Source organism: Paraburkholderia lacunae, assembly GCF_003353175.1.
Taxonomy (GTDB): Bacteria; Pseudomonadota; Gammaproteobacteria; order Burkholderiales; family Burkholderiaceae; genus Paraburkholderia; species Paraburkholderia lacunae.
This window is the reverse complement of sequence record NZ_QHKS01000023.1, coordinates 39,179-59,536: the sequence shown is the minus strand read 5'-3', so window position 1 is coordinate 59,536 and position 20,358 is coordinate 39,179. Positions and strand designations below refer to the sequence as shown.

Genomic DNA, 20,358 nt, shown 5'->3' with positions numbered 1-20,358 from the left:
GCAAAAACCGCAGCAAACATCGCAGGAAAGCAGCAACCGAACACGCAGTACGGATCAAAACAAAACAGATTGGAGTTCCCCATGGCATACAACCGTCGTTCGAAGAACATCACGCAAGGCGTGGCGCGTTCGCCGAACCGCTCGATGTACTACGCACTCGGCTATCAGAAAGAAGATTTCGACAAGCCGATGATCGGCATCGCCAACGGCCATTCGACCATCACGCCGTGTAACGCCGGCCTGCAGCGTCTGGCCGACGCGGCGGTCGCCGCGGTCAAGGGCGCCGACGCGAATCCGCAGATCTTCGGCACGCCGACCATTTCGGACGGCATGTCGATGGGCACCGAAGGCATGAAGTACTCGCTCGTGTCGCGCGAAGTGATCGCCGACTGTATCGAGACCTGCGTGCAAGGCCAGTGGATGGACGGCGTGGTCGTGATCGGCGGCTGCGACAAGAACATGCCGGGCGGCATGATCGGCCTCGTGCGCATGAACGTGCCGGGAATCTACGTGTACGGCGGCACGATCCGTCCGGGCAACTGGAAGGGCACCGACCTGACCATCGTGTCGTCGTTCGAAGCCGTGGGCGAATTCACCGCCGGCCGGATGTCGCAGGAAGATTTTGAAGGGATCGAAAAGAACGCCTGCCCGTCGACGGGTTCGTGCGGCGGCATGTACACCGCCAACACGATGAGCTCGTCGTTCGAAGCGCTCGGCATGTCGCTGCTGTATTCGTCGACCATGGCGAATCCCGATCAGGAAAAGGTCGATTCGGCAGCCGAATCCGCGCGCGTGCTGGTCGAAGCGGTCAAGAAGGACCTGAAGCCGCGCGACATCGTCACGAAGAAGTCGATCGAAAACGCCGTGGCCGTGATCATGGCGACCGGCGGCTCGACCAACGCGGTGCTGCACTTCCTCGCGATCGCACATGCGGCCGAAGTGGAATGGAGCATTGAAGACTTCGAGCGCATGCGCAAGAAAGTGCCGGTGATCTGCAACCTGAAACCGTCGGGCCAATACGTCGCGACCGACCTGCACAAGGCGGGCGGCATTCCGCAAGTCATGAAGATCCTGCTCGACGCAGGTCTGCTGCACGGTGATTGCATCACCATCACCGGCAAGACGATCGCTGAAGAACTGAAGGACGTGCCGAGCAAGCCGCGCGCGGACCAGCAGGTGATTTTCCCGATCGAGCAGGCGCTCTACAAGGAAGGCCACCTCGCCATCCTGAAGGGCAACCTGGCCGAAGACGGCGCCGTCGCCAAGATCACCGGTCTGAAGAACCCGGTCATCACCGGCCCGGCTCGCGTGTTCGACGACGAGCAAAGCGCGCTGGAAGCGATTCTGGCCGACAAGATCAAGGCTGGCGACGTCGTGGTGCTGCGTTACCTCGGTCCGAAGGGCGGTCCCGGCATGCCGGAAATGCTGGCGCCCACTTCGGCGATCATCGGCAAGGGTCTGGGCGAAACCGTCGGCCTCATCACCGACGGCCGATTCTCGGGCGGCACGTGGGGCATGGTGGTCGGCCACGTCGCGCCGGAAGCGTTCGTGGGCGGCACGATCGCATTCGTGCAGGAAGGCGATTCGATCACCATCGACGCGCACAAGCTGCTCCTGCAACTGAACATCGACGACGCCGAACTGGCGCGCCGCCGCGCCGCATGGCAACAACCGAAACCGCGTTACACGCGCGGTGTGCTGGCGAAGTACTCCGCGCTGGCGCTGCCCGCCAACAAGGGCGCGGTGACGGGCTGAACGCGCATTGAGGACGTGCAGACTCGCCTCGATTCGCGGCGGCTCGGCGCGACGAAAAGCGCGACATAGCGTTTCGTAAGAGCGCAAAAAGGGGCGCACGGGAAACCGTGCGCCCCTTTCCTTTTATAATGCCTACAGCACGAGTCGGGCACCTGCACCGACGGAGACCACAATGAAATCAATGTCATATGCGGCGTTTGCGATGGCCGGCGTGTTGGCCGCCGCGTCAGGTGCGGGCAGTTCGGCTCACGCGGAGGCGGCTCAGGGCCTCGCGCTTGCCCAGCAGCAGAACTGCATGAGCTGTCACTCGGTGACGCGTCCAATCATGGGCCCGGCACTTCACGATGTCGCCGCGAAATATGCCGGCCGCGAAGATGCCGCTACTTATCTGAAGCACAAGATCATTGACGGCAGCACGGGCGTGTGGGGCGCGGTGCCGATGCCCGCGAATACACAGCTCACGCCCGATCAGGCCGCGCTGCTTGCGAGCTGGGTGATGACGCTCAAATGAGGACCCTCGAGTGAAGAGGCTCAAGTGAAGGCGCCCGAAGAGAGGCGCCCGGACCAGGACACACCGCCTTTCCCGCTTACGCGCCGCCCGAGCGCCGCGCGATCTCTTCTTCAACTGCTTCGCGCACCCAGCCGGTCAGCTCCGTTTCGAGCGCCAGCGCCACTTCACGCGTGACCTGGTTGACGAGCCGTGCAGTGTGCTCCTGCAACGCTTCGTGGCAGCGCGCTTCGATGATGCCGCGCCCTTCTCCCGACAGGAATCCCGCGAACCGCCCGCACAGACTTTCGGCGATCGCGTCGGCATCCAGACTCTGCTGGGCAGGCGCCGGCGCTTCATGAGCGATATCCGGCGGCACGATCGCGCCCGCTTCGGCCGGCGCAAGCGGCTCAGTCCGATCGAACACGCCCGCGGACGGCGCAAACTCCGGTTCGTGCCCGTGCCGCGATTCCCCATGCGGGTGGGCCTTCGAGCGTTTTTTTGGATGAGCATGAGCCGGTTCAGGCTCGTGCGCAGGCTCCGGCGCAAGCGCAGCCTCCGGCGCAAGCGCAGCCTCCGGCGCAAGCGCAGCCTCCGGCGCAACGGCCGGTTCTTTTGCGGTGACGGGTTCCGGCACCGGCTGCGCCGCCGGCGCGGCCTGGGCGTCCGGCTCGTGGCGCGCCTGAGCGGGATCGCCCGGTACGAGAATCTCGTGCAGAACCGGGATCGAATTGTCGTTGGGGTCGGACACGCTCACCCTCCGTGTTTGAGTCGAAACTGAAGCAGGCCGCGTGCGCGCCAAATCCAGCACGACCGCAGAGGACACCGCGCGACGCGGAAGATGAAACCTAGCTGCCCTGCTTGTAGTTGTTCAAAGCATAGCCGCGATCGCGGTAGAAGCGATAGCGTTCGCGGCCCGCAGCGAGTTCGTCGGGTGCGTTGCCGACCACTTCCAGCAGTCTTTCGAAGCGCGCGAATTGCGCCGGCACCGTGGCGCCGAGATTGAGCAGCACCTGATGGTGCGGCACGTCGTCGAGATTCGACGTCAGCACGATCGGCGTTTGCGCGGCAAGCGGCGTGCCCGCCATGCAATGCGGCACGAAGTCGAGCGGCGAGAACGTCCACAGTTGCTCGTCGAACGCCTGCAACCGCGGCGGCTCGGCCAGCACGATGGTCGGCTGGCCCGCCTGATACGCCTTGCGGATCAGGCGGCACGCATACAGCAGCGAATCGCCGACGTTCGAATGAAAGTCGATTCTCGTCATCGGCGGCTCCGCCTCGCGTCCACTCCGGCGCTCGCAACTTTACTGCAACGCGTCATTGTGCGGCGCGACCGTCCGCGGCCCGACCGTCAGCGGCCCTACCGTCCGCGGCCCGGTCGATCAGGAACTGCGCGAGCAGCGGCACCGGACGGCCAGTGGCGCCCTTCGCCGCGCCGCTCTTCCATGCGGTGCCGGCGATGTCCAGATGCGCCCACGGATACGCTTCGGTGAAACGCGACAGGAAGCACGCCGCCGTCACACTGCCCGCCGGACGGCCGCCGATGTTGGCGAGGTCCGCGAAATTCGACTTGAGCTGATCCTGATACTCTTCGTCGAGCGGCATACGCCATGCCGGATCGGATGCTTCGCGCGAGGCGTCGAGCAATTCACCCGCCAGCGCATCGTCTTTCGAGAACAGACCGCTGTTGTGATGACCCAGCGCGATGATGCAAGCGCCCGTGAGCGTGGCGATGTCGATCACCGCAGCCGGTTTGAAACGCTCGGCATAGGTGAGCGCGTCACACAGGATCAGACGGCCTTCGGCGTCCGTGTTCAGCACTTCGATCGTCAGGCCCTTCATGCTGGTGACGATGTCGCCCGGCTTGGTGGCGTTCCCCGACGGCATGTTCTCGACCGCCGGAATGATGCCCACCACGTTGATTTTCAAGCCCATTTCCGCGACGGCGCGCAACGTGCCCAGCACCGAACCGGCGCCGCACATGTCGTACTTCATCTCGTCCATGCCTTCGCCCGGCTTGAGCGAAATGCCGCCGGTATCGAACGTGACGCCCTTGCCGACCAGCACCACCGGCGCGGCTTTCGCGACGCCGCCCTGGTACTGCAGCACGATGAACTGCGCCGGTTCGACCGCGCCGGCCGTGACCGACAGGAACGAGCCCATCTTGAGCGCTTCGCACTGCTTTTCGCCGAGCACTTCGACCTTCAGCTTCCAGTCTTTGGCGAGCTTCTTCGCGGTGTTGGCGAGGTGGGTCGGCGTGCAGACGTTGCTCGGCAGGTTGCCGAGGTCGCGCGTCAGGTCCATGCCGTTGGCGAGCGCGGCGCCCTGCTTCGCGGCAAGCTTGGCGGCCTTTTCGTCGCCGGTATTGACGCTGAAGACGATGCGCTTCAACGCGCGCGCCGCGTTATCCGGCTTGCTCTTCATCTGCGTGAACTTGTAGGTCAGCTCGCGCAGCGCGAGGATCGCCGCGCGCACGCCCCAATCGGCCGAGCGCTCGAGGATCGGCAGTTGGGCGAGCGTGAAGGTGACCTGGACCACCTTGGTGGCCAGCAATGCGCGCCAGGCAGCCCGCACGGCTTCGCCGTAGGCTTTCTGACCGAATGTATCCTGTTTGCCGAGGCCGACCAGCAGCACACGCGAGGCGCCGATACCCGACACTTCGTGCAGGAACAGCGTGGTGCCGGCCTTGCCGTCCATGTCGCCGGCCTTGATGATGCGCGTCAACAGGCCCTTGGTGGCCGCATCGATTTCCAGCGCAGCGCCCGAGAGCGTTTGCGACTCGAAGACGCCGATTACGATGCAATCGGATTTCCCGGTCAGGAAACCGTTTGTCGAGCCTTTGGTCCAATCACAGGCTTTTATGCTAAAGTCCATCGCGCTTATCCTCGGATAAAATCTGGGCTTAGGATGAAAGCCGCAATTATCCGCTATTTTTCCCGCGGCGGCTGCACCAGAGGCGTGACGGGAACCAACCCGCGCGCCGCTGAGAGCGCCCCCTCTCGTCATCAATAATGATCTTCGAACGCTCCCTCCAGCGCGAACTCGCGTATACGGCTGGTGCCGTGTTCATGGTTCTCCTCACGCTCGTGCTGACGACGATGATGATCCGCATCGTCGGCTTCGCAGCCTCGGGCGAGATCGATCCGCGCGACGTGCTGGTGCTGATCGGACTGACCGTGATCGGCTATCTGGCGATCATGCTCGTCGCGACCCTGTTCGTGTCGATCCTCTTCGTTCTGACACGTTGGTACAAAGACTCCGAGATGGTCGTGTGGCTGTCCTCGGGCGTCAGTTTGACCCGCTTCATCAGGCCGATCGGCATGTTCGCCACGCCCATCGTCATCCTCATCATGTTCTTCGTGTTCGTCGGCTGGCCGTGGTCGAACCAGCAGAGCAAGCTGATCCGCGCGCGTTTCCAGCAGCGTGACGAGGTCTCGCTGCTCGCGCCGGGGCAATTCCGCGAATCGGCCACGAGCCACCGGGTGTTCTTCATCGAGAAGATGTCGCCCGACCAGGGGCACGTGGAGAACGTGTTCGTGACCAGCACCGAGAACGGCAAGGTCAACGTGGTGGTGTCGAAGAACGGCCATACCGAGACGCACAAGAACGGCGACCGCTTCGTGGTGCTGGAAAACGGCCGCCGGTACGACGGCGAACCGGGGCACCCCGATTTCCGCATCATGGAATTCGAACGTTATGGTGTGAAGATCCAGAGCCAACCGGTCGTCAGTACCCCGACCACCACCGGCACGCCGACGCTCGATCTGTTCCGCAACCCGACTCGCGAAAACCTCGCCGAATTTGCATGGCGCGCGGGGCTGCCGCTGATCGCGATCAACCTGATGCTACTGGCGATTCCGCTCGCGCACCAGAACCCGCGGCGCAGCCGCACGATCAATCTCGTGATGGCCGTCCTGATCTATCTGACGTATTCGAATCTGCTGAACGTGGTGCAGTCGTGGATCGAGCAAGGCAAGATGTCATTCGGGGTTGGGCTCGTGAGCCTGCATATCGTGGTGACGGTGGTCGTCGCGTTCATTTTCTGGCTGCGCGTGCGCAATCGGCCGCTGTTCACGCGGGCGATGTTCAGCCGTTCGCAGGGAGCCTGACCGATGCGCATCTATGAAAAGTACTTCGCGCGTCAGGTCTACCTCACGTTCATCTTCATTCTGTTCGCGTTTTCGGGCCTGTTCTTCTTTTTCGACCTGATCAACGAACTGAACTCCGTCGGCCACGGCAACTACAAGTTCCAGTACGCGGTGCTGCGGGTTGCCTTGCAAACGCCGTCGCGTTTCTACGAAATCATTCCGGTGGCCGCGCTGATCAGCGCGATCTACGTGTTCGCGCAGATGGCTGCGAACTCCGAATACACGATTTTCCGCGTGTCGGGCCTCGCGACCAACCAGGCGCTGCGCTCGCTGCTGAAGATCGGCATTCCGCTGGTGTTCCTCACCTACCTGATCGGCGAAGTGGTCGGTCCCTACACGGATCAGCTATCCGAGCGCGTACGGCTGGAAGCGCTGGGGTCGTCGGTATCGAGCAATTTCGAGTCGGGCGTCTGGGTGAAGGACACGCTCACTGCGCGCGCGGACGGCGAGCAGGTGACGCGCTTTGTGAACGTCGGCGAGTTGAAACCCGACGCGACCATCAGCAAAGTGCGGATCTACGAATTCGATTCGCAATTTCGTCTGTCGAACGTGCGGATCGCCCAAAGCGGCAAGTACCAGCCGCCGGGACATTGGCAACTGACCGGCGTGACCGACACGCAACTGTTCGACGTGCCGCCGCCTCCGGGCACCCCGGCCGATGTGTTGAATCCGGTGTATCGCGCAAAGCAGGTGGCCGTGCCGGAGTACTCGCTGCGCTCGGAACTGACGCCGCAAATCCTGTCGGTGCTGCTGGTGTCGCCGGACCGGATGTCGATGTTCAACCTGTTCCGCTACATCCAGCATTTGACGGAGAATCACCAGGACACCCAACGGTATGAGATTGCGCTGTGGCGCAAGCTGCTGTATCCGTTCGCGGTGTTCGTGATGCTGGTGCTGTCGTTACCGTTTGCGTATTTGCATACGCGAGCCGGCGTGGTGGGTATGAAGGTTTTCGGCGGGATTATGCTGGGGATGAGTTTTCAGCTGTTCAACACGCTGTTCTCGCATATCGGCACGTTGAATACGTGGCCCGCGCCTTTGACTGCGGCTACGCCGGGGTTGGTATATCTGGTGCTGGGGCTGGTCGGGCTGAGGTGGGTTGATCGCCATTAGGAGCCTTTTTCATGGCTACGCACGGGATTGTGCTGTTTGCGCATGGCGCGAGGGATGTTCGCTGGCGCGAGCCGTTTGAGAGGCTGGCCGACAAGCTGCGGGCTGCTCGTACCTCTGGCGGCGAGGCTGGGCCGGTGATCCTGGCGTTTCTTGAGTTGATGGAGCCGGATTTGCCGGCCGCTGTCGAAGAACTTGTCTCCGGCGGCTGCGATGTGGTCACCGTTGTGCCCGTTTTTTTCGGGCAGGGTGGACATGTCAGGCAGGATCTCCCCGCGATAGTCGAGCGCTGCCGCGAGTTGCATCCTTCTGTTGAAATCAGGTGCGCCGTCGCCGTTGGCGAGGACGAATCGGTACTGGACGCCGTGGCGGCGTATTGCCTCCGCCAGGTTTGACTTTCCTGCTGCGCGGCGCTTATGGCGCGTATATGGGCCGTGCTCCGCGCAGAAAAAACTTTAAGCCGCCACCAACATCCCATCCGCGGTGCGGACAACTTGCTGCTGGCGGGCAGCAAACGCCTCCCCGATCATCAGCAAGCTCGGCTGCGAAGCATCGACCCACTTCTGCGCCTCGCCGCAAGCGAGCTCCTCCAGCGTAAGAGTGAGCATCCGCTCACGCTCTGTACTGCAAGCCTCGACAATCGCCACCGGCGTAGAAACCGCCCGTCCAGCGTCGATCAACTGCTGGGCAATCTCGACACCGCTATCGCGGCCCATGTAGAACACGAGCGAATCCGCACTCACCTGCTCACGAATCTCGTCGGAGCCCGGCGCACGGCTAAAAGTCGCCAGTGCGACACTGCGCGACACACCCCGCAACGTCAAAGACCGCTTCAAGGACGCAGCACTAGCCAGCGCAGCGGTAATGCCTGGCACCACCTCATACTCGATGCCGGCGGCTTCAAGCGCCCGCATCTCCTCGTCGGCCCGGCCGAACAACATCGGATCGCCGCCCTTCAGGCGAACCACCACATCGTGCTCGAGAGCAGCATCCACGATCTGCTTGTTGATGAACTGCTGCGCCGTGGAAAGCTGTCCGCAACGCTTGCCGACAGCAATCCGCCGCGCGTGAGCAGGCGCATAGTCGAGCATCGCGGGCTCGACCAGCGCGTCGTGCAGGACGACATCGGCGGCGCCCAACAGCCGCGCACCGCGCACCGTAATGAGGTCCGCGGCACCCGGCCCCGCGCCGATCAAATAAACCTTGCCCATTTGCGTCAACCTGTTCGTTAAGGCGCTGACGGTGCGCTGCTGCGCGTCGCCGGCTTACGCCGAAAACGCCCGAATCATGCCGGCAGCGACGGTGTGATGCGTCGCTTCGTCGATCAGCACGAATGCGCCCGTGCCCGGATGCGAGTCGTACACATCGCACACCAGCGGCTTTTGCAACGTCAGCGCCACGCGGCCGATGTCGTTCATCGCCAGTTCCTTGCGATCGGTGGCTTGCGACAACGTATGCACGTCGAGCACTTCCTTGATTGCAGCGATCCGCGCGAACACGGTGCTCGTGGTCTGCTTCAGCAGATACTTGCGTTGCGTGGACAACGGCGTGTCGTCGAACCAGCACAGATCGGCTTCCAGCTTTTTCGCCGGCTCGGGCGCCGCTTCGCTCAGCACGAAAGTGTCGCCGCGCGACACGTCGACGTCTTCGGCCAGACGGATCGTCACCGTTTGACCGGCAAACGCGCGGTCCACTTGCGCGGTGCCGCCCGGCACCGGCGCGATGATCTCGGCAACCGTCGCTTCGCGGTTCGCCGGCAGCACGACGATTGTGTCGCCGACCTTCACTTCGCCCGCTTCGATACGGCCCATGTAGCCGCGGAAATCGTCGGCCTGGCTGCCGTCCTGACGCGCCACCCACTGCACCGGGAAACGCAGCGCCTGACCTGTCGGCACGTCGACCGGCAGTGCTTCGAGCAAGTCGAGCAGCGGTTCGCCCGCGTACCACGGCATGCTTTCGCTCAAGGTCACGATGTTGTCGCCCTTGAGCGCCGACACCGGCACGAAACGCACGTCGCTCAAACCCAGGTGACGCGCGAGATCGACATATGCGTCACGAATCTCGTTGAAGCGCGTTTCGCTGTACTCGACCAGATCCATCTTGTTGATCGCGACGATCACGTGCTGCAAGCCAAGCAGTTTCACGATCGCGCTATGGCGCTTGGTTTGCGGCAGCAATTGCGCGACGCCGTCGACGAAGGTCACGCGCGTGGCGTCGACCAGAATGATCGCCGCATGCGCGGTCGATGCGCCCGTCACCATGTTGCGGGTGTACTGCTCGTGACCCGGCGTATCGGCGATGATGAACTTGCGCTTCGCTGTCGCGAAGTAACGGTATGCGACGTCGATCGTGATGCCCTGCTCGCGCTCGGCTTCGAGGCCGTCGGTCAGCAGCGACAGGTCGATTTCGTCGCCGACGGTGCGCTTGTTCTTCGCGCGCGACAGTGCCGAGAGCTGATCGCTCAACACGGCCTTGCTGTCGTACAGCAGGCGGCCGATTAGCGTGCTCTTGCCGTCGTCCACGCTGCCCGCCGTGATGAATCGCAGCACGCCGAGGTCTTCTGGTTGATGAATATTCATGATGTTCCTTGTCCTTGTCGACCTGAGTTAGCGCTTTAGCGCCTACTCTGGTCCCATAGCGCCCTACCCCGGTCCCACGCTTAGAAATAACCTTGCTTCTTACGCTGTTCCATCGCGGCTTCGGAGACCTGATCGTCCATCCGCGTCGCGCCGCGTTCCGTGATTTCGGTCACGGCCGTTTCGGCGATGATCTTCTCGATGTCGTCCGCATCGCTTTCCACCGGGCACGTGCAGCTGATATCGCCAACGGTGCGGAAACGCACCAGCGCGGTTTCGCTGCTCTCGCCTTCACGCATCGGCGTGAGCGGCGTGACCGGCACCAGCAGGCCATTGCGGCGCACAATCTCGCGTTGATGCGCGTAATAGATCGACGGCAGTTCGAGCTGTTCGCGAGCGATGTACTGCCACACGTCGAGTTCGGTCCAGTTCGAAATCGGGAACACGCGCAGGTGTTCGCCGTTGTGCAGACGTGCGTTGTACAGGCTCCACAGTTCCGGGCGCTGCGCCTTCGGATCCCATTGACCGAATTCGTCGCGGAACGAGAAGATGCGCTCTTTCGCGCGGGCCTTTTCTTCGTCGCGGCGCGCGCCGCCGATCAGCGCGGTATAGCCATGTTGTTCGATGGTTTCGAGCAGCGTGACCGCTTGCGCGGCATTGCGCGAATCCGTTTCGCGGCGCAGACGCACCGTGCCGCGCTTGATCGAATCTTCGACGTGACCCACCACCAGCTCGGCGCCGATCTCTTGCGCACGACGATCGCGGAAGTCGATCACTTCGTCGTAGTTGTGGCCAGTGTCGATGTGTACGAGCGGGAACGGCAGCACGGTCTTGCGGTTCGCGCCGAGGCCGAATGCCTTCAGCGCGAGGTGCAGCACCACGACCGAATCCTTGCCGCCCGAAAACAGCAGCGCCGGCTTGCTGCATTCGGCGACCAGTTCGCGCAGGATGTGAATCGACTCGGCTTCGAGCCAATCGAGGTGATCCATCCGGTTCGCCGTGTTGGCAAGCGGAGCGTTGACAGTGGAATCGAGCGTGGTGCTCATATTTGGGTCCTTCGTTGGTTCGCGTCGCGAGCGGCTGCTCGCGACGCGGAAGTATTCAAATCGGTATGTGTGGCGTTCAGGTCAAAAGCCAAGGCCTGAATTCACCGGGACTTCATTGCAACATCAGGCAGAAGCGTTGCCGCCGCTGCCGACGGCGATCGGCGTAATCGTGGTGATGTGCAGCCCGCATTCCTTCGTATCGCGCGACTCCCACCACCAGCGCCCGGCCCGGCTGTCTTCACCGGGACGGATCGCACGCGTGCAGGGTTCGCAGCCGATGCTCGGATAACCGCGCGCGTGCAGCGGATTGACCGGCACGTCGAAGCCTTTCAGATAAGCCCACACCTCGGCTTCGGTCCAGTCCGTCAGCGGATTGAACTTGGCCATGTTGCGCGCGGCGTCGTGCTCTTCCTCGTGCAGCTCGGCACGCGTCACCGATTGCTCGCGCCGCTGGCCCGTCACCCAGGCGCTGACATCGGACAGCGCGCGGTTCAGCGGCTCCACCTTGCGGATCTCGCAGCAACGCTTGCGCAAATCGACGCTCTCGTAAAACGCGTTCAGACCATGCGAATTGACGTATTCATCGACAGCAGCCGCCTGCGGATGAAACTGTTCGATCTCGTAGCCGTAGCGCTCTTTCACGCAATCGAGCATGCCGAGCGTTTCCGCATGCAGACGGCCGGTGTTCAACGAGAAGATGCCGATCTTCACGCCGCGCGAAAGAATCGCGTGCGTGAGCAGCATGTCTTCCGCGGCGAGGCTGCTGGCGAGCTTGACGTTCGCGTGACGCGCTGCGATCGAATCGAGCAGCGCATCGAGGCGCTCGACCTTCGCAGCGAGTTCCGGCGTGAGCGATTGTGCGCCGCTCATGCCGAAACCTTTTCCGAAGCGGAAGCCGCCGCCGCACGACGGCGGAACAGCGGCGAGGGATTGTCCACCGCGCCCTGATACTGCACGCTGAATTCGTCGAACGCCTTCAGCGCATCATTGAAGTCCTTGTCGGCGCGCAGTGCGTAGGCGTCGAAGCCGCAGCGGAACATGAACGCGAGTTGATCGCGCAGCACGTCGCCGATCGCGCGCAGTTCGCCCTTGTAGCCATAACGTTCGCGCAGCAAACGGCCAATGCTGAAGCCACGGCCGTCGCGGAACACCGGGAAGTCCACGCCGATCAGCGCGATCCTGTCGAAGTCGCCGACGATCTCCGCCGGTTCGCTATCCGGCGCGAGCCACACGCCGATTTCCGCGGCGCCGCGCGAAGCGATCAATGCGTCACGGGAAGCCTGCCACAACGCGAGCGGCACCAGCACCTTGCCGGCCGGCAGTTCGTTCACCGCCGGCAGCGAGCCGTCTTCGGCCGGGCGCACGACGGTCCAGTCGTCGTTGACGATCGCGCGGTTCTTGATGATAGAAGCCATCTGTTCAGTATCCTTTGCGCGGTTACGCGTGAGCCGGTTGGCGCGAGGCGTACACACGTTCCTTGAACGGGTTGATGCCGATGCGGTTGTACGTTTCGATGAAACGTTCGCCCTCAAAGCGGTTTTCCACGAACGTATCGATCACTTTGCTCATCACGTCCGGCATCTCGTGCGCCGAGAACGACGGGCCGATCACGCGGCCCAGATGCGCGCCGGTCGCGCCCGTGCCCTGCTCGCCGCCGAGCGTCACCTGATACCACTCCGAGCCGTCCTTATCGACGCCCAGAATGCCGATATTGCCGACGTGATGGTGACCGCACGCGTTGATACAGCCCGAGATATTCAGCGACACGTCGCCGAGGTCGTACACATAGTCGAGGTCGTTGAAGCGCTCCTGGATCGCCAGCGCGATCGGAATCGACTTCGCGTTCGCGAGCGAGCAGAAATCGCCGCCCGGGCACGCGATGATGTCGGTCAGCAAGCCGATGTTCGGCGTCGCGAAACCTTGCGCCTTGGCCTTTTCCCACAGCGCGAACAGATCGCGCTTCTTCACGTTCGCGAGAATCAGGTTCTGTTCGTGCGACACACGGATTTCGCCGTACGAGTACTCGTCGGCCCAATCGGCGACCGCTTCCATCTGCGTATCGGTGGCGTCACCCGGGGCGATCGTGGCCGGCTTCAGCGACAGCGTCACCGACGCGTAGCCCGACACCTTGTGCGGACGCACGTTACGCTCGACCCAGCGGGCAAACGCACGGTTTTCCAGCAGATGCTTTTCGAACGACGCGTCCGTATCCGGCAGCTTGTCGTACACCGGCGGCCGGAAGTATTGCGACACGCGATCCACTTCAGCTTGCGTGAGCGTCGAAGGACCGTCCTTCAGGTGCTGCCATTCTTCTTCGACCTGCGCGGAGAACTTCTCCGGCGACAGCGCCTTCACGAGAATCTTGATGCGTGCCTTGTACATGTTGTCGCGGCGGCCATAGCGGTTGTACACGCGCAGCACCGCTTCGCAGTACGTCAGCAGATGTTGCCACGGCAAATCGCGACGGATGATCGCGCCGATGATCGGCGTACGGCCCATGCCGCCGCCGGCCAGAATGTCGGCCACCAGCTCGCCCTGCTCGTTCTTCTTCAGATACACGCCCATGTCGTGGATCTGCACGGCAGCACGGTCTTCCTTCGAGCCCGACACGGCGATCTTGAACTTGCGCGGCAACCATGCGAATTCCGGGTGGAACGTCGACCATTGACGCAGGATTTCTGCCCACGGACGCGGGTCGACCACTTCATCCGGCGCCACGCCGGCGAACTGGTCCGCCGTGATGTTGCGGATGCAGTTGCCCGAGGTCTGGATGCCGTGCATTTGCACCGCGGCGAGCTTGCGCAGGATTTCCGGCGTTTCCTCGAGCTGGATCCAGTTGTACTGGATGTTCGAGCGCGTCGAAAAATGGCCGTAGCCGCGGTCGTGTTCGCGCGCGATCTGGGCCAGCACGCGCATCTGGTCGCTGCGCAGGTTGCCGTACGGAATCGCGATGCGATGCATGTACGCGTGGCGCTGCATGTACAGGCCGTTCTGCAGGCGCAGCGGACGGAACTCCTCTTCGCTCAATTCGCCCGACAGCCGGCGGCGAACCTGATCGGCGTATTGCGCGACCCGTTCATCGACGATGGTCTGGTCGTACTGATCGTATTGGTACATTCGGGGACCCCAATTTTTTGCGTGACAGACGGCGCTCTGGCGACCGGCGTACCGGTTACGCCGTGCCCTGGATGTCTCCATTTGTCAGTTCAGCCGAGTCAGGGTTTAGACCCATCTCTCATTTGCTTATGACAAAAACAGATATCCATATTGAAAAAGATGGACAGATCGTAATAAACTCGCCTTATATTTCAAACGACTTAAAAATTCTTTTTATATGCGGAGGGGTTATATATGAACCTGCACCAATTCCGCTTCGTCCGCGAGGCTGTGCGGCAGAATTTCAACCTGACCGAAGCGGCCAAAGCCCTGTATACGAGCCAGCCGGGCGTCTCCAAGGCGATCATCGAGCTGGAAGACGAGTTGGGCGTCGAAATCTTCACACGCCACGGCAAGCGCGTGCGCTCGCTGACCGAGCCGGGGCGCATTATCCTGCAATCGGTCGAGAAGATCTTGCAGGAAGTCGAGAGCCTCAAGCGGGTCGGTAAAGATTACGCAGCGCAGGATCAAGGCAATCTGGTGATCGCGGCCACCCACACCCAGGCGCGCTACTCGCTGCCGGCTGCCATCGCCGAATTCAAGAAGCGCTTCCCGAAAGTTCACCTTTCAATTCTGCAAGGCAGCCCGACCCAGGTCGCCGAGATGGTGATTCACGACCAGGCCGATCTCGCGATCGCCACCGAGGCGATCTCCAACTATAAGGAACTGGTGTCGCTGCCGTGCTTCCAGTGGCATCACGTCGCCGTGATGCAGCCGGATCATCCGCTCGTCGACCGCAAGCTGCTGTCGCTGGACGATCTCACCCAGTACCCGCTGATTACGTACGACAACGCGTTCGCCGGCCGCACCAAGATCAACGAGGCGTTCCGCCTGCGCGGCCTGCATCCGGACATCGTGCTCGAGGCGATCGACGCCGACGTGATCAAGACCTACGTCGAGCTGGGTCTGGGCGTCGGCATCATGGCGGATATCGCGTTCAATGCGGAGCGCGACCGCCACTTGCGGGCGATGCCGGTCGGCCATCTGTTCGGCAGCAACGTGACGCGGGTCGCGCTGAAACAGGGCGCGTATCTGCGCAGCTATGTGTATACGCTCGTCGAACTGCTGTCGCCGAGCATGAACCGCAAGCTGATCGAACAGGCCCTCAAGGGCGAACACGAAACCTACGAACTTTGACCTCACCACACTTCTGACCACGCCTCTCACCACGCTTCCCGCTACGGAGCCCCCTCGATGACGTCGCATAAGAACAAACCACGGACCCAACTTCGCGGCCTGGCCGCGCTCGGCGCGCTGCTCGTCGCCACCGCCGCGCACGCCGACCTCAAGGTCGGCATCGACCTGTCGAGCACCGGCCCGGCCGCCGTGATCGGCATCACCAGCAAGAACGCGATGCTGATGTGGCCGGCCACGATTGCCGGCCAGAAAGCCGACTACATCTTCCTCGACGACGCCTCCGACCCGGGCGCCGCAGTCCGCAACATCCGCAAGCTGATCAACGAAGACCATGTCGACGTGGTCGTCGGACCGAACATCACGCCGGCGGCGATGGCCGCGCTCGATCCGGTGGCCGAAAGCCAGACGCCGATGATCACGCTGATCGGCTCGGCGAGCGTGGTCGAACCGCAGGAAGGCAAGAAGGTGTGGGCCTACAAGATGGCGCAGACCGACAGCGCGATGGCCGACGTGATGACGCGCTACATGTCGAATCACAACGTGAAGACGGTGGGCTTCATCGGCTTCGCGGACGGTTACGGCGAAAGCTGGCTCAACGAATTCAGCAAGTTCGCCGCGTTGCGCCACATCCAGATCGTCGCGACCGAGCGCTTCAACCGCACCGACGCCAGCGTGACCGGCCAGGTGCTGAAGCTGCTGGCCGCCAAACCCGACGCGATCCTGATCGCGGGCGCCGGCACGCCGACCGTGCTGCCGCAACGCACGCTGGTCGAGCGCGGCTTCAAGGGGCCGATCTATCAGACGCACGGCATCGCGACGCCTGAGTTCATCAAGCTGGGCGGCAAGGACGTGGAAGGCACGCTGTTCCCGACCCAGCCGGTCGTGGTGGCGCGCACCCTGCCGGCCGATCATCCGGCCAGGAAGGCGGCGCTCGCGTTTGTCGACCAATATGAAGCGAAGTACGGGCCGGGCAGCGTCACGCAGTTCGCCGGCGACGCGGCGGGCGTGTATCCGCGCCTTCAGGATGCCGTGACGCGCGCGCTGAAGACGGCCCAGCCGGGCACGCCGGCCTTCCGCGCCGCGTTGCGCGACGAACTCGAGCATGCGCATGAACTGGTCGTGCCGAACGGCGTGGTCAACACGAGCTCGAAGGACCACGTGGGTCTCGATCAACGCGCGAGCGTGATGGGCGTCATCAGGAACGGCAAGTTCACGTATCTCAGTCAATAGATTCGCGAAGTTGCTACAGTAGAAGCCTTTCCTTGACCCAGCAGTCCCACATCATGCGCACCACCCGAGCCATCCACGCCGTCGAGCGGCTGAAAACCCGCAGCGGCAATCCGCGGTTCGCGGCGATCAGCCTGTCCGGCGGCCTGTTCTATCTGGTCGACAAATCGAGCGGCACGGACAAGAAAGTGTCCGACCCGCTGACGCTCGACGACTTCGTCAAGTTCGTCGACGCTTTTGGTCCGCAGAAACCGCGCAAGGCGAGCAAGCTCGATATCGCTTTCGAAGAACAGATCAAGAAGAGCAAGGGCGGTTGAAGCGCGCGTCAGCGTCACGCTCGTGGCGGGTTCATCGTTTGCCGATGTCCCGCCACCGTCCGTCCGCCGCACTGCTCGCCAGCACCGCGGCGATGAAACGCAAGCCCGCTACGCCGTCGTCCACCGTGGTGAGCAACCGGCTTTCGGCGGGAAGCGCTTCACCCGCATCCAACGCCTCGATCTGCAACGCCGCATCCTTGTACAACTGCGCAAACGCTTCCAGATAACCCTCAGGATGCCCGGGCGGCACGCGTGTCGCATGTGCCGCGATCGCGCTCTTCACGCGTGCGCGCGTCACCCGCACGGCCGAACCGCCCAGCGGCGTGAACCACAATTCGTTTGGGTTCTCCTGATCGAAACTCAAACTGGCCTTGGTGCCGTACACCCGCAAGCGCAACGCGTTCTCCGCGCCACTCGCCACCTGGCTCGCCCACAGCATGCCCCGCGCGCCGTTCGGATAGCGCAGCAGCGCCTGCACGTGATCGTCGACGCGACGTCCCGGGACGAAGGTGTGCAGCTCCGCGGACAACGACGACGGCGTCATCCCCGTGACGAACGTCGCCAGGTGATACGCATGCGTGCCGATGTCGCCGAGGCAGCCGGCGGGCCCCGCCAAAGCCGGGTCCGTGCGCCAGCCCGCCTGCTTGTTCGAGCCGCTCGTTTCTATCGGCTCGGCAAGCCAGTCCTGCGCGTATTCGACTTGCACCACGCGCAGCTCGCCCAGATCGCCTCGTTCGACGAGCTCACGCGCATGACGCACCAGCGGATAGCCGGAGTACGTATGCGTCAAGGCAAACAGCCGGTTCTTCTCGCGCGCGAGCTGCGCCAGCGCCTCGCCTTCCGCCAGCGAAATCGCCAGCGGCTTATCGCAGATCACGTGAATCCCGACTTCGAGAAAGGCCGTCGCCACCGGCGCATGCAAATGGTTCGGCGTGACGATCGCCACCGCATCGATACCGTCGTCGCGCGCGGCTTCGGCACGCGCCATCTCGCGCCAGTCCGCATAGCTGCGCGCGATGCCGGCTTCGTCCGCGCTCGCCTGGGCGCGCTGCGGATCGGACGAGAGCGCGCCGGCCACCAGTTCGAAGCGGTCGTCGAGCCGTGCGGCGAGCCGATGCACCGCGCCGATGAACGCGCCCTGCCCGCCGCCGACCATGCCTAACCTGAGCCTTCGTGGCATGAGAGACACTCCTTTGCGTTGATGCTCGTCCGCCATGCGCAGTGGACGCTCAAATGCCGAGTACCCGTTTCAACTGCGCCGCGTCCACGCCGCTGCCCGCGAAATCGTCGAACGCATGCTCGGCCACCCGAATGATGTGCCGGCGAATGAACTCCGCACCTTCGCGCGCGCCGTCCTGCGGATGCTTCAGCGCGCACTCCCATTCGAGCACCGCCCAGCCGGGGAAATCGTACTGCGCCATCTTCGAGAAGATCGCGCCGAAATCGATCTGCCCGTCGCCCAGCGAGCGGAACCGCCCAGCACGTTCGACCCAGCCGCTATAGCCGCCATACACGCCTTGTTTGCCGTTCGGCCGAAACTCCGCATCCTTCACATGGAACGCCTTGATGCGCGCGTGATAGATATCGATGAAGGCTAGGTAGTCGAGTTGCTGCAAGACAAAGTGGCTCGGGTCGTAGAGGATGTTCGCGCGCGGGTGGCGCTTCACTGCGTCGAGAAAGCGCTCGAAGCTCACGCCGTCGTGCAGATCTTCACCGGGATGCAACTCGTAGCAAACGTCGACACCGGCCGCTTCGAAAGCATCGAGAATCGGCGTCCAGCGGCGCGCGAGTTCGTCGAACGCGGCCTCTATCAAACCTGCCGGACGCTGCGGCCACGGATACAGATACGGCCATGCCAGCGCGCCGGAAAACGACACGTGCGTTGTCAGCCCCAAACGCTGCGACGCCTTCGCCGCCAGCTTCATCTGTTCGATCGCCCACTGCGTGCGCGCAGCGGGGCTGCCTCGCACATGCTGCGCGGCAAAGCCGTCGAACAGCACGTCATAGGCAGGATGCACGGCCACGAGCTGCCCTTGCAGATGCGTCGACAGTTCGGTGATCGTCATGCCCGCATCGTCGACGATCTCGCGCAACTCGTCGCAATACGTCTGGCTCGCCGCAGCCTGCTCGAGATCGATCAGGCGCGCGTCGCACGGCACCTGAATACCCTTGAAGCCGAGACTCGCAGCCCAGCCGGCCAGATGCGCGAGGTTGTCGAACGGCACCTCGTCGCCCATGAACTGAGCCAGAAAGATCGCCGGCCCCTGGATGGTTTTCATCGTACGGCTCCTCGAACCATGACACGCTCGCGTCGCCCCCGCCAAAGCGACGAAGCGAGCGCGCCGCGAACGCCAATCGGATCAGAACGGCGAGTCCGGGAAATAGAACTGCTGCGCGTTTTCCTTGGTGATCAGCACCGACGGAATGATCGTGGTCGGCGGCAGCTTGTCGCCCTTCAGCCGCGCTTCCGCGGTGAGCTTGATCGCGTCGTAGATGAATTTCGGCGAGTACGACACGTCTGCCTTGATCAGTGGAGCGCTGTCCATCACGTTCTTCACCATGCCCTTCGAACCCGCGCCGCCGAACACGATCTTGATGTCGCTGCGCTTGCTCTGATCGATCGCCTTGAGGACACCGACAGCCATGTCGTCGTCGGCGGCCCAGACGGCGTCGATGTGCTTGAAGCGCGTCAGGTAGTCCTGCATGACCTTGAACGCGTCGTCGCGATTCCAGTTTGCGTATTTGGCGTCGAGAATCCTGATGTTCGGATACGCCTTCAGCACGCCCGTAAACGCGGCCCAGCGTTCGTTGTCGAGTGTCGTCGGGATGCCTCGCAGCGCGACGATGTCGCCTTTGCCGTCGAGCGCTTTCGCCAGATATTCGGCGGGAATCTTGCCGAACGCGGTGTTGTCGCCCGCGACGTAAGCGTCCTGTGCGCTGGTGTCGGTCAAACCGCGATCGACCACGGTCACATACACGCCCTTCTTCTTCACCTGCGCGACCGGTTGCGTGAGAGACGCCGATTCGAACGGGAAAATCACCAGCGCGTTGATCTTGTTGACGGTCACCAGATCCTGCAACTGGTTCGCCTGTTCGGGCGCACCCGCGGCTGTCTTCACGATCACTTTCAGATCCGGATGCGCCTTCTCCAGATCGCTCTTTGCCTTGTTCGCCCACCAGACGATGCCGCCGGTGAAGCCGTGATCGGCCGTCGGAATCGCGACACCCAAGGTGACTTTTTCATCGGCACGCGCCACACCTACGCCCGTTGTGCCCAGTATCCCCAACGCCAGCATGCCGGCGCTCACCGCTCGAATGACCTGCTTCATGGTTGCGTCTCCTGTGTCGACCAGAGTTGGCGCTTTAGCGCTTACTCTGGTCCCATTAATCGTGCGTTTA

20 protein-coding genes are annotated in these 20,358 nt (G+C 62.9%); 8 read left to right on the top strand and 12 right to left on the bottom strand.

Going from position 1 to position 20,358, the window contains the following annotated elements:
* Nucleotides 1-81: 81 nt before the first annotated feature.
* On the top strand, nt 82-1,755 hold the full coding sequence (gene ilvD / locus DLM46_RS28590) for a dihydroxy-acid dehydratase (RefSeq protein WP_115106196.1): 1,674 nt from the start codon (nt 82-84) through the stop codon (nt 1,753-1,755).
* Nucleotides 1,756-1,927: 172 nt separating this feature from the next.
* A complete protein-coding gene (locus DLM46_RS28585; RefSeq protein ID WP_115106024.1) occupies nt 1,928-2,266 on the top strand; it encodes a c-type cytochrome in 339 nt (112 codons plus the stop codon).
* A 76-nt stretch (nt 2,267-2,342) separates the two neighbouring features.
* Here the strand turns inward: DLM46_RS28585 and DLM46_RS28580 are convergent, their stop codons facing one another.
* The 3 genes from DLM46_RS28580 to DLM46_RS28570 all read right to left on the bottom strand — a co-directional run bounded on the left by DLM46_RS28580 (nt 2,343) and on the right by DLM46_RS28570 (nt 5,116).
* A complete protein-coding gene (locus DLM46_RS28580; protein WP_115106193.1) occupies nt 2,343-2,993 on the bottom strand; it encodes a DUF2486 family protein in 651 nt (216 codons plus the stop codon).
* Nucleotides 2,994-3,090: 97 nt separating this feature from the next.
* The gene (locus DLM46_RS28575; RefSeq protein WP_115106022.1) at nt 3,091-3,507 is read right to left on the bottom strand and encodes a DNA polymerase III subunit chi; all 417 of its coding nucleotides are present in this window, start codon (nt 3,505-3,507) and stop codon (nt 3,091-3,093) included.
* A 52-nt stretch (nt 3,508-3,559) separates the two neighbouring features.
* The gene (locus tag DLM46_RS28570; protein ID WP_115106019.1) at nt 3,560-5,116 is read right to left on the bottom strand and encodes a leucyl aminopeptidase; all 1,557 of its coding nucleotides are present in this window, start codon (nt 5,114-5,116) and stop codon (nt 3,560-3,562) included.
* A 137-nt stretch (nt 5,117-5,253) separates the two neighbouring features.
* Between DLM46_RS28570 and lptF the strand changes: the two genes are divergently transcribed.
* The 3 genes from lptF to DLM46_RS28555 are packed head-to-tail and all read left to right on the top strand — an operon-like array spanning nt 5,254 to nt 7,895.
* Entirely contained in the window at nt 5,254-6,351 is a 1,098-nt protein-coding gene (lptF, locus tag DLM46_RS28565; RefSeq protein WP_115106016.1) for an LPS export ABC transporter permease LptF, read from the top strand.
* A gap of 3 nt (nt 6,352-6,354) precedes the next feature.
* Entirely contained in the window at nt 6,355-7,503 is a 1,149-nt protein-coding gene (gene lptG, locus DLM46_RS28560; RefSeq protein ID WP_115106014.1) for an LPS export ABC transporter permease LptG, read from the top strand.
* Nucleotides 7,504-7,514: 11 nt separating this feature from the next.
* Entirely contained in the window at nt 7,515-7,895 is a 381-nt protein-coding gene (locus DLM46_RS28555; protein WP_115106011.1) for a sirohydrochlorin chelatase, read from the top strand.
* A 60-nt stretch (nt 7,896-7,955) separates the two neighbouring features.
* On the opposite strand, the gene cobA is transcribed toward DLM46_RS28555, so the two are convergent.
* From cobA to DLM46_RS28525, 6 genes are all read right to left on the bottom strand, one after another.
* Nucleotides 7,956-8,711, bottom strand: coding sequence for a uroporphyrinogen-III C-methyltransferase (gene cobA, locus DLM46_RS28550; protein ID WP_115106008.1), 756 nt, complete (start codon nt 8,709-8,711; stop codon nt 7,956-7,958).
* A 54-nt stretch (nt 8,712-8,765) separates the two neighbouring features.
* Nucleotides 8,766-10,082 (bottom strand): sulfate adenylyltransferase subunit 1, encoded by a 1,317-nt coding sequence (locus DLM46_RS28545; protein WP_115106006.1) that lies wholly within the window; start codon nt 10,080-10,082, stop codon nt 8,766-8,768.
* 77 nt (nt 10,083-10,159) lie between these two features.
* The gene (cysD, locus tag DLM46_RS28540) at nt 10,160-11,122 is read right to left on the bottom strand and encodes a sulfate adenylyltransferase subunit CysD (RefSeq protein ID WP_115106004.1); all 963 of its coding nucleotides are present in this window, start codon (nt 11,120-11,122) and stop codon (nt 10,160-10,162) included.
* 123 nt (nt 11,123-11,245) lie between these two features.
* Entirely contained in the window at nt 11,246-11,992 is a 747-nt protein-coding gene (locus tag DLM46_RS28535; protein WP_115106001.1) for a phosphoadenylyl-sulfate reductase, read from the bottom strand.
* Entirely contained in the window at nt 11,989-12,537 is a 549-nt protein-coding gene (locus DLM46_RS28530; RefSeq protein WP_115105999.1) for a DUF934 domain-containing protein, read from the bottom strand. The genes DLM46_RS28535 and DLM46_RS28530 overlap by 4 nt, the downstream gene beginning before the upstream one ends.
* Before the next feature lie 22 nt (nt 12,538-12,559).
* A complete protein-coding gene (locus DLM46_RS28525) occupies nt 12,560-14,239 on the bottom strand; it encodes a nitrite/sulfite reductase (RefSeq protein WP_115105997.1) in 1,680 nt (559 codons plus the stop codon).
* 234 nt (nt 14,240-14,473) lie between these two features.
* Here DLM46_RS28525 and DLM46_RS28520 point away from each other — a divergent pair, with 234 nt between their 5' ends.
* From DLM46_RS28520 to DLM46_RS28510, 3 genes are read left to right on the top strand one after another with little or no spacing between them, the layout of a single operon-like run.
* A complete protein-coding gene (locus tag DLM46_RS28520; protein ID WP_115105994.1) occupies nt 14,474-15,415 on the top strand; it encodes a CysB family HTH-type transcriptional regulator in 942 nt (313 codons plus the stop codon).
* Between the two features lie 57 nt (nt 15,416-15,472).
* Complete coding sequence (locus tag DLM46_RS28515) at nt 15,473-16,645, top strand: ABC transporter substrate-binding protein (protein ID WP_115105992.1); 1,173 nt, start codon at nt 15,473-15,475, stop codon at nt 16,643-16,645.
* 53 nt (nt 16,646-16,698) lie between these two features.
* Nucleotides 16,699-16,959, top strand: a complete 261-nt coding sequence (locus tag DLM46_RS28510; protein WP_115105989.1) for a hypothetical protein — start codon at nt 16,699-16,701, stop codon at nt 16,957-16,959.
* Nucleotides 16,960-16,990: 31 nt separating this feature from the next.
* On the opposite strand, the gene DLM46_RS28505 is transcribed toward DLM46_RS28510, so the two are convergent.
* The 3 genes from DLM46_RS28505 to DLM46_RS28495 all read right to left on the bottom strand — a co-directional run bounded on the left by DLM46_RS28505 (nt 16,991) and on the right by DLM46_RS28495 (nt 20,288).
* A complete protein-coding gene (locus tag DLM46_RS28505) occupies nt 16,991-18,139 on the bottom strand; it encodes a Gfo/Idh/MocA family protein (RefSeq protein ID WP_115106191.1) in 1,149 nt (382 codons plus the stop codon).
* 49 nt (nt 18,140-18,188) lie between these two features.
* On the bottom strand, nt 18,189-19,238 hold the full coding sequence (locus DLM46_RS28500) for a sugar phosphate isomerase/epimerase family protein (RefSeq protein ID WP_115105987.1): 1,050 nt from the start codon (nt 19,236-19,238) through the stop codon (nt 18,189-18,191).
* 81 nt (nt 19,239-19,319) lie between these two features.
* Nucleotides 19,320-20,288, bottom strand: coding sequence for a substrate-binding domain-containing protein (locus tag DLM46_RS28495; protein ID WP_115105984.1), 969 nt, complete (start codon nt 20,286-20,288; stop codon nt 19,320-19,322).
* Nucleotides 20,289-20,358: the final 70 nt, after the last annotated feature.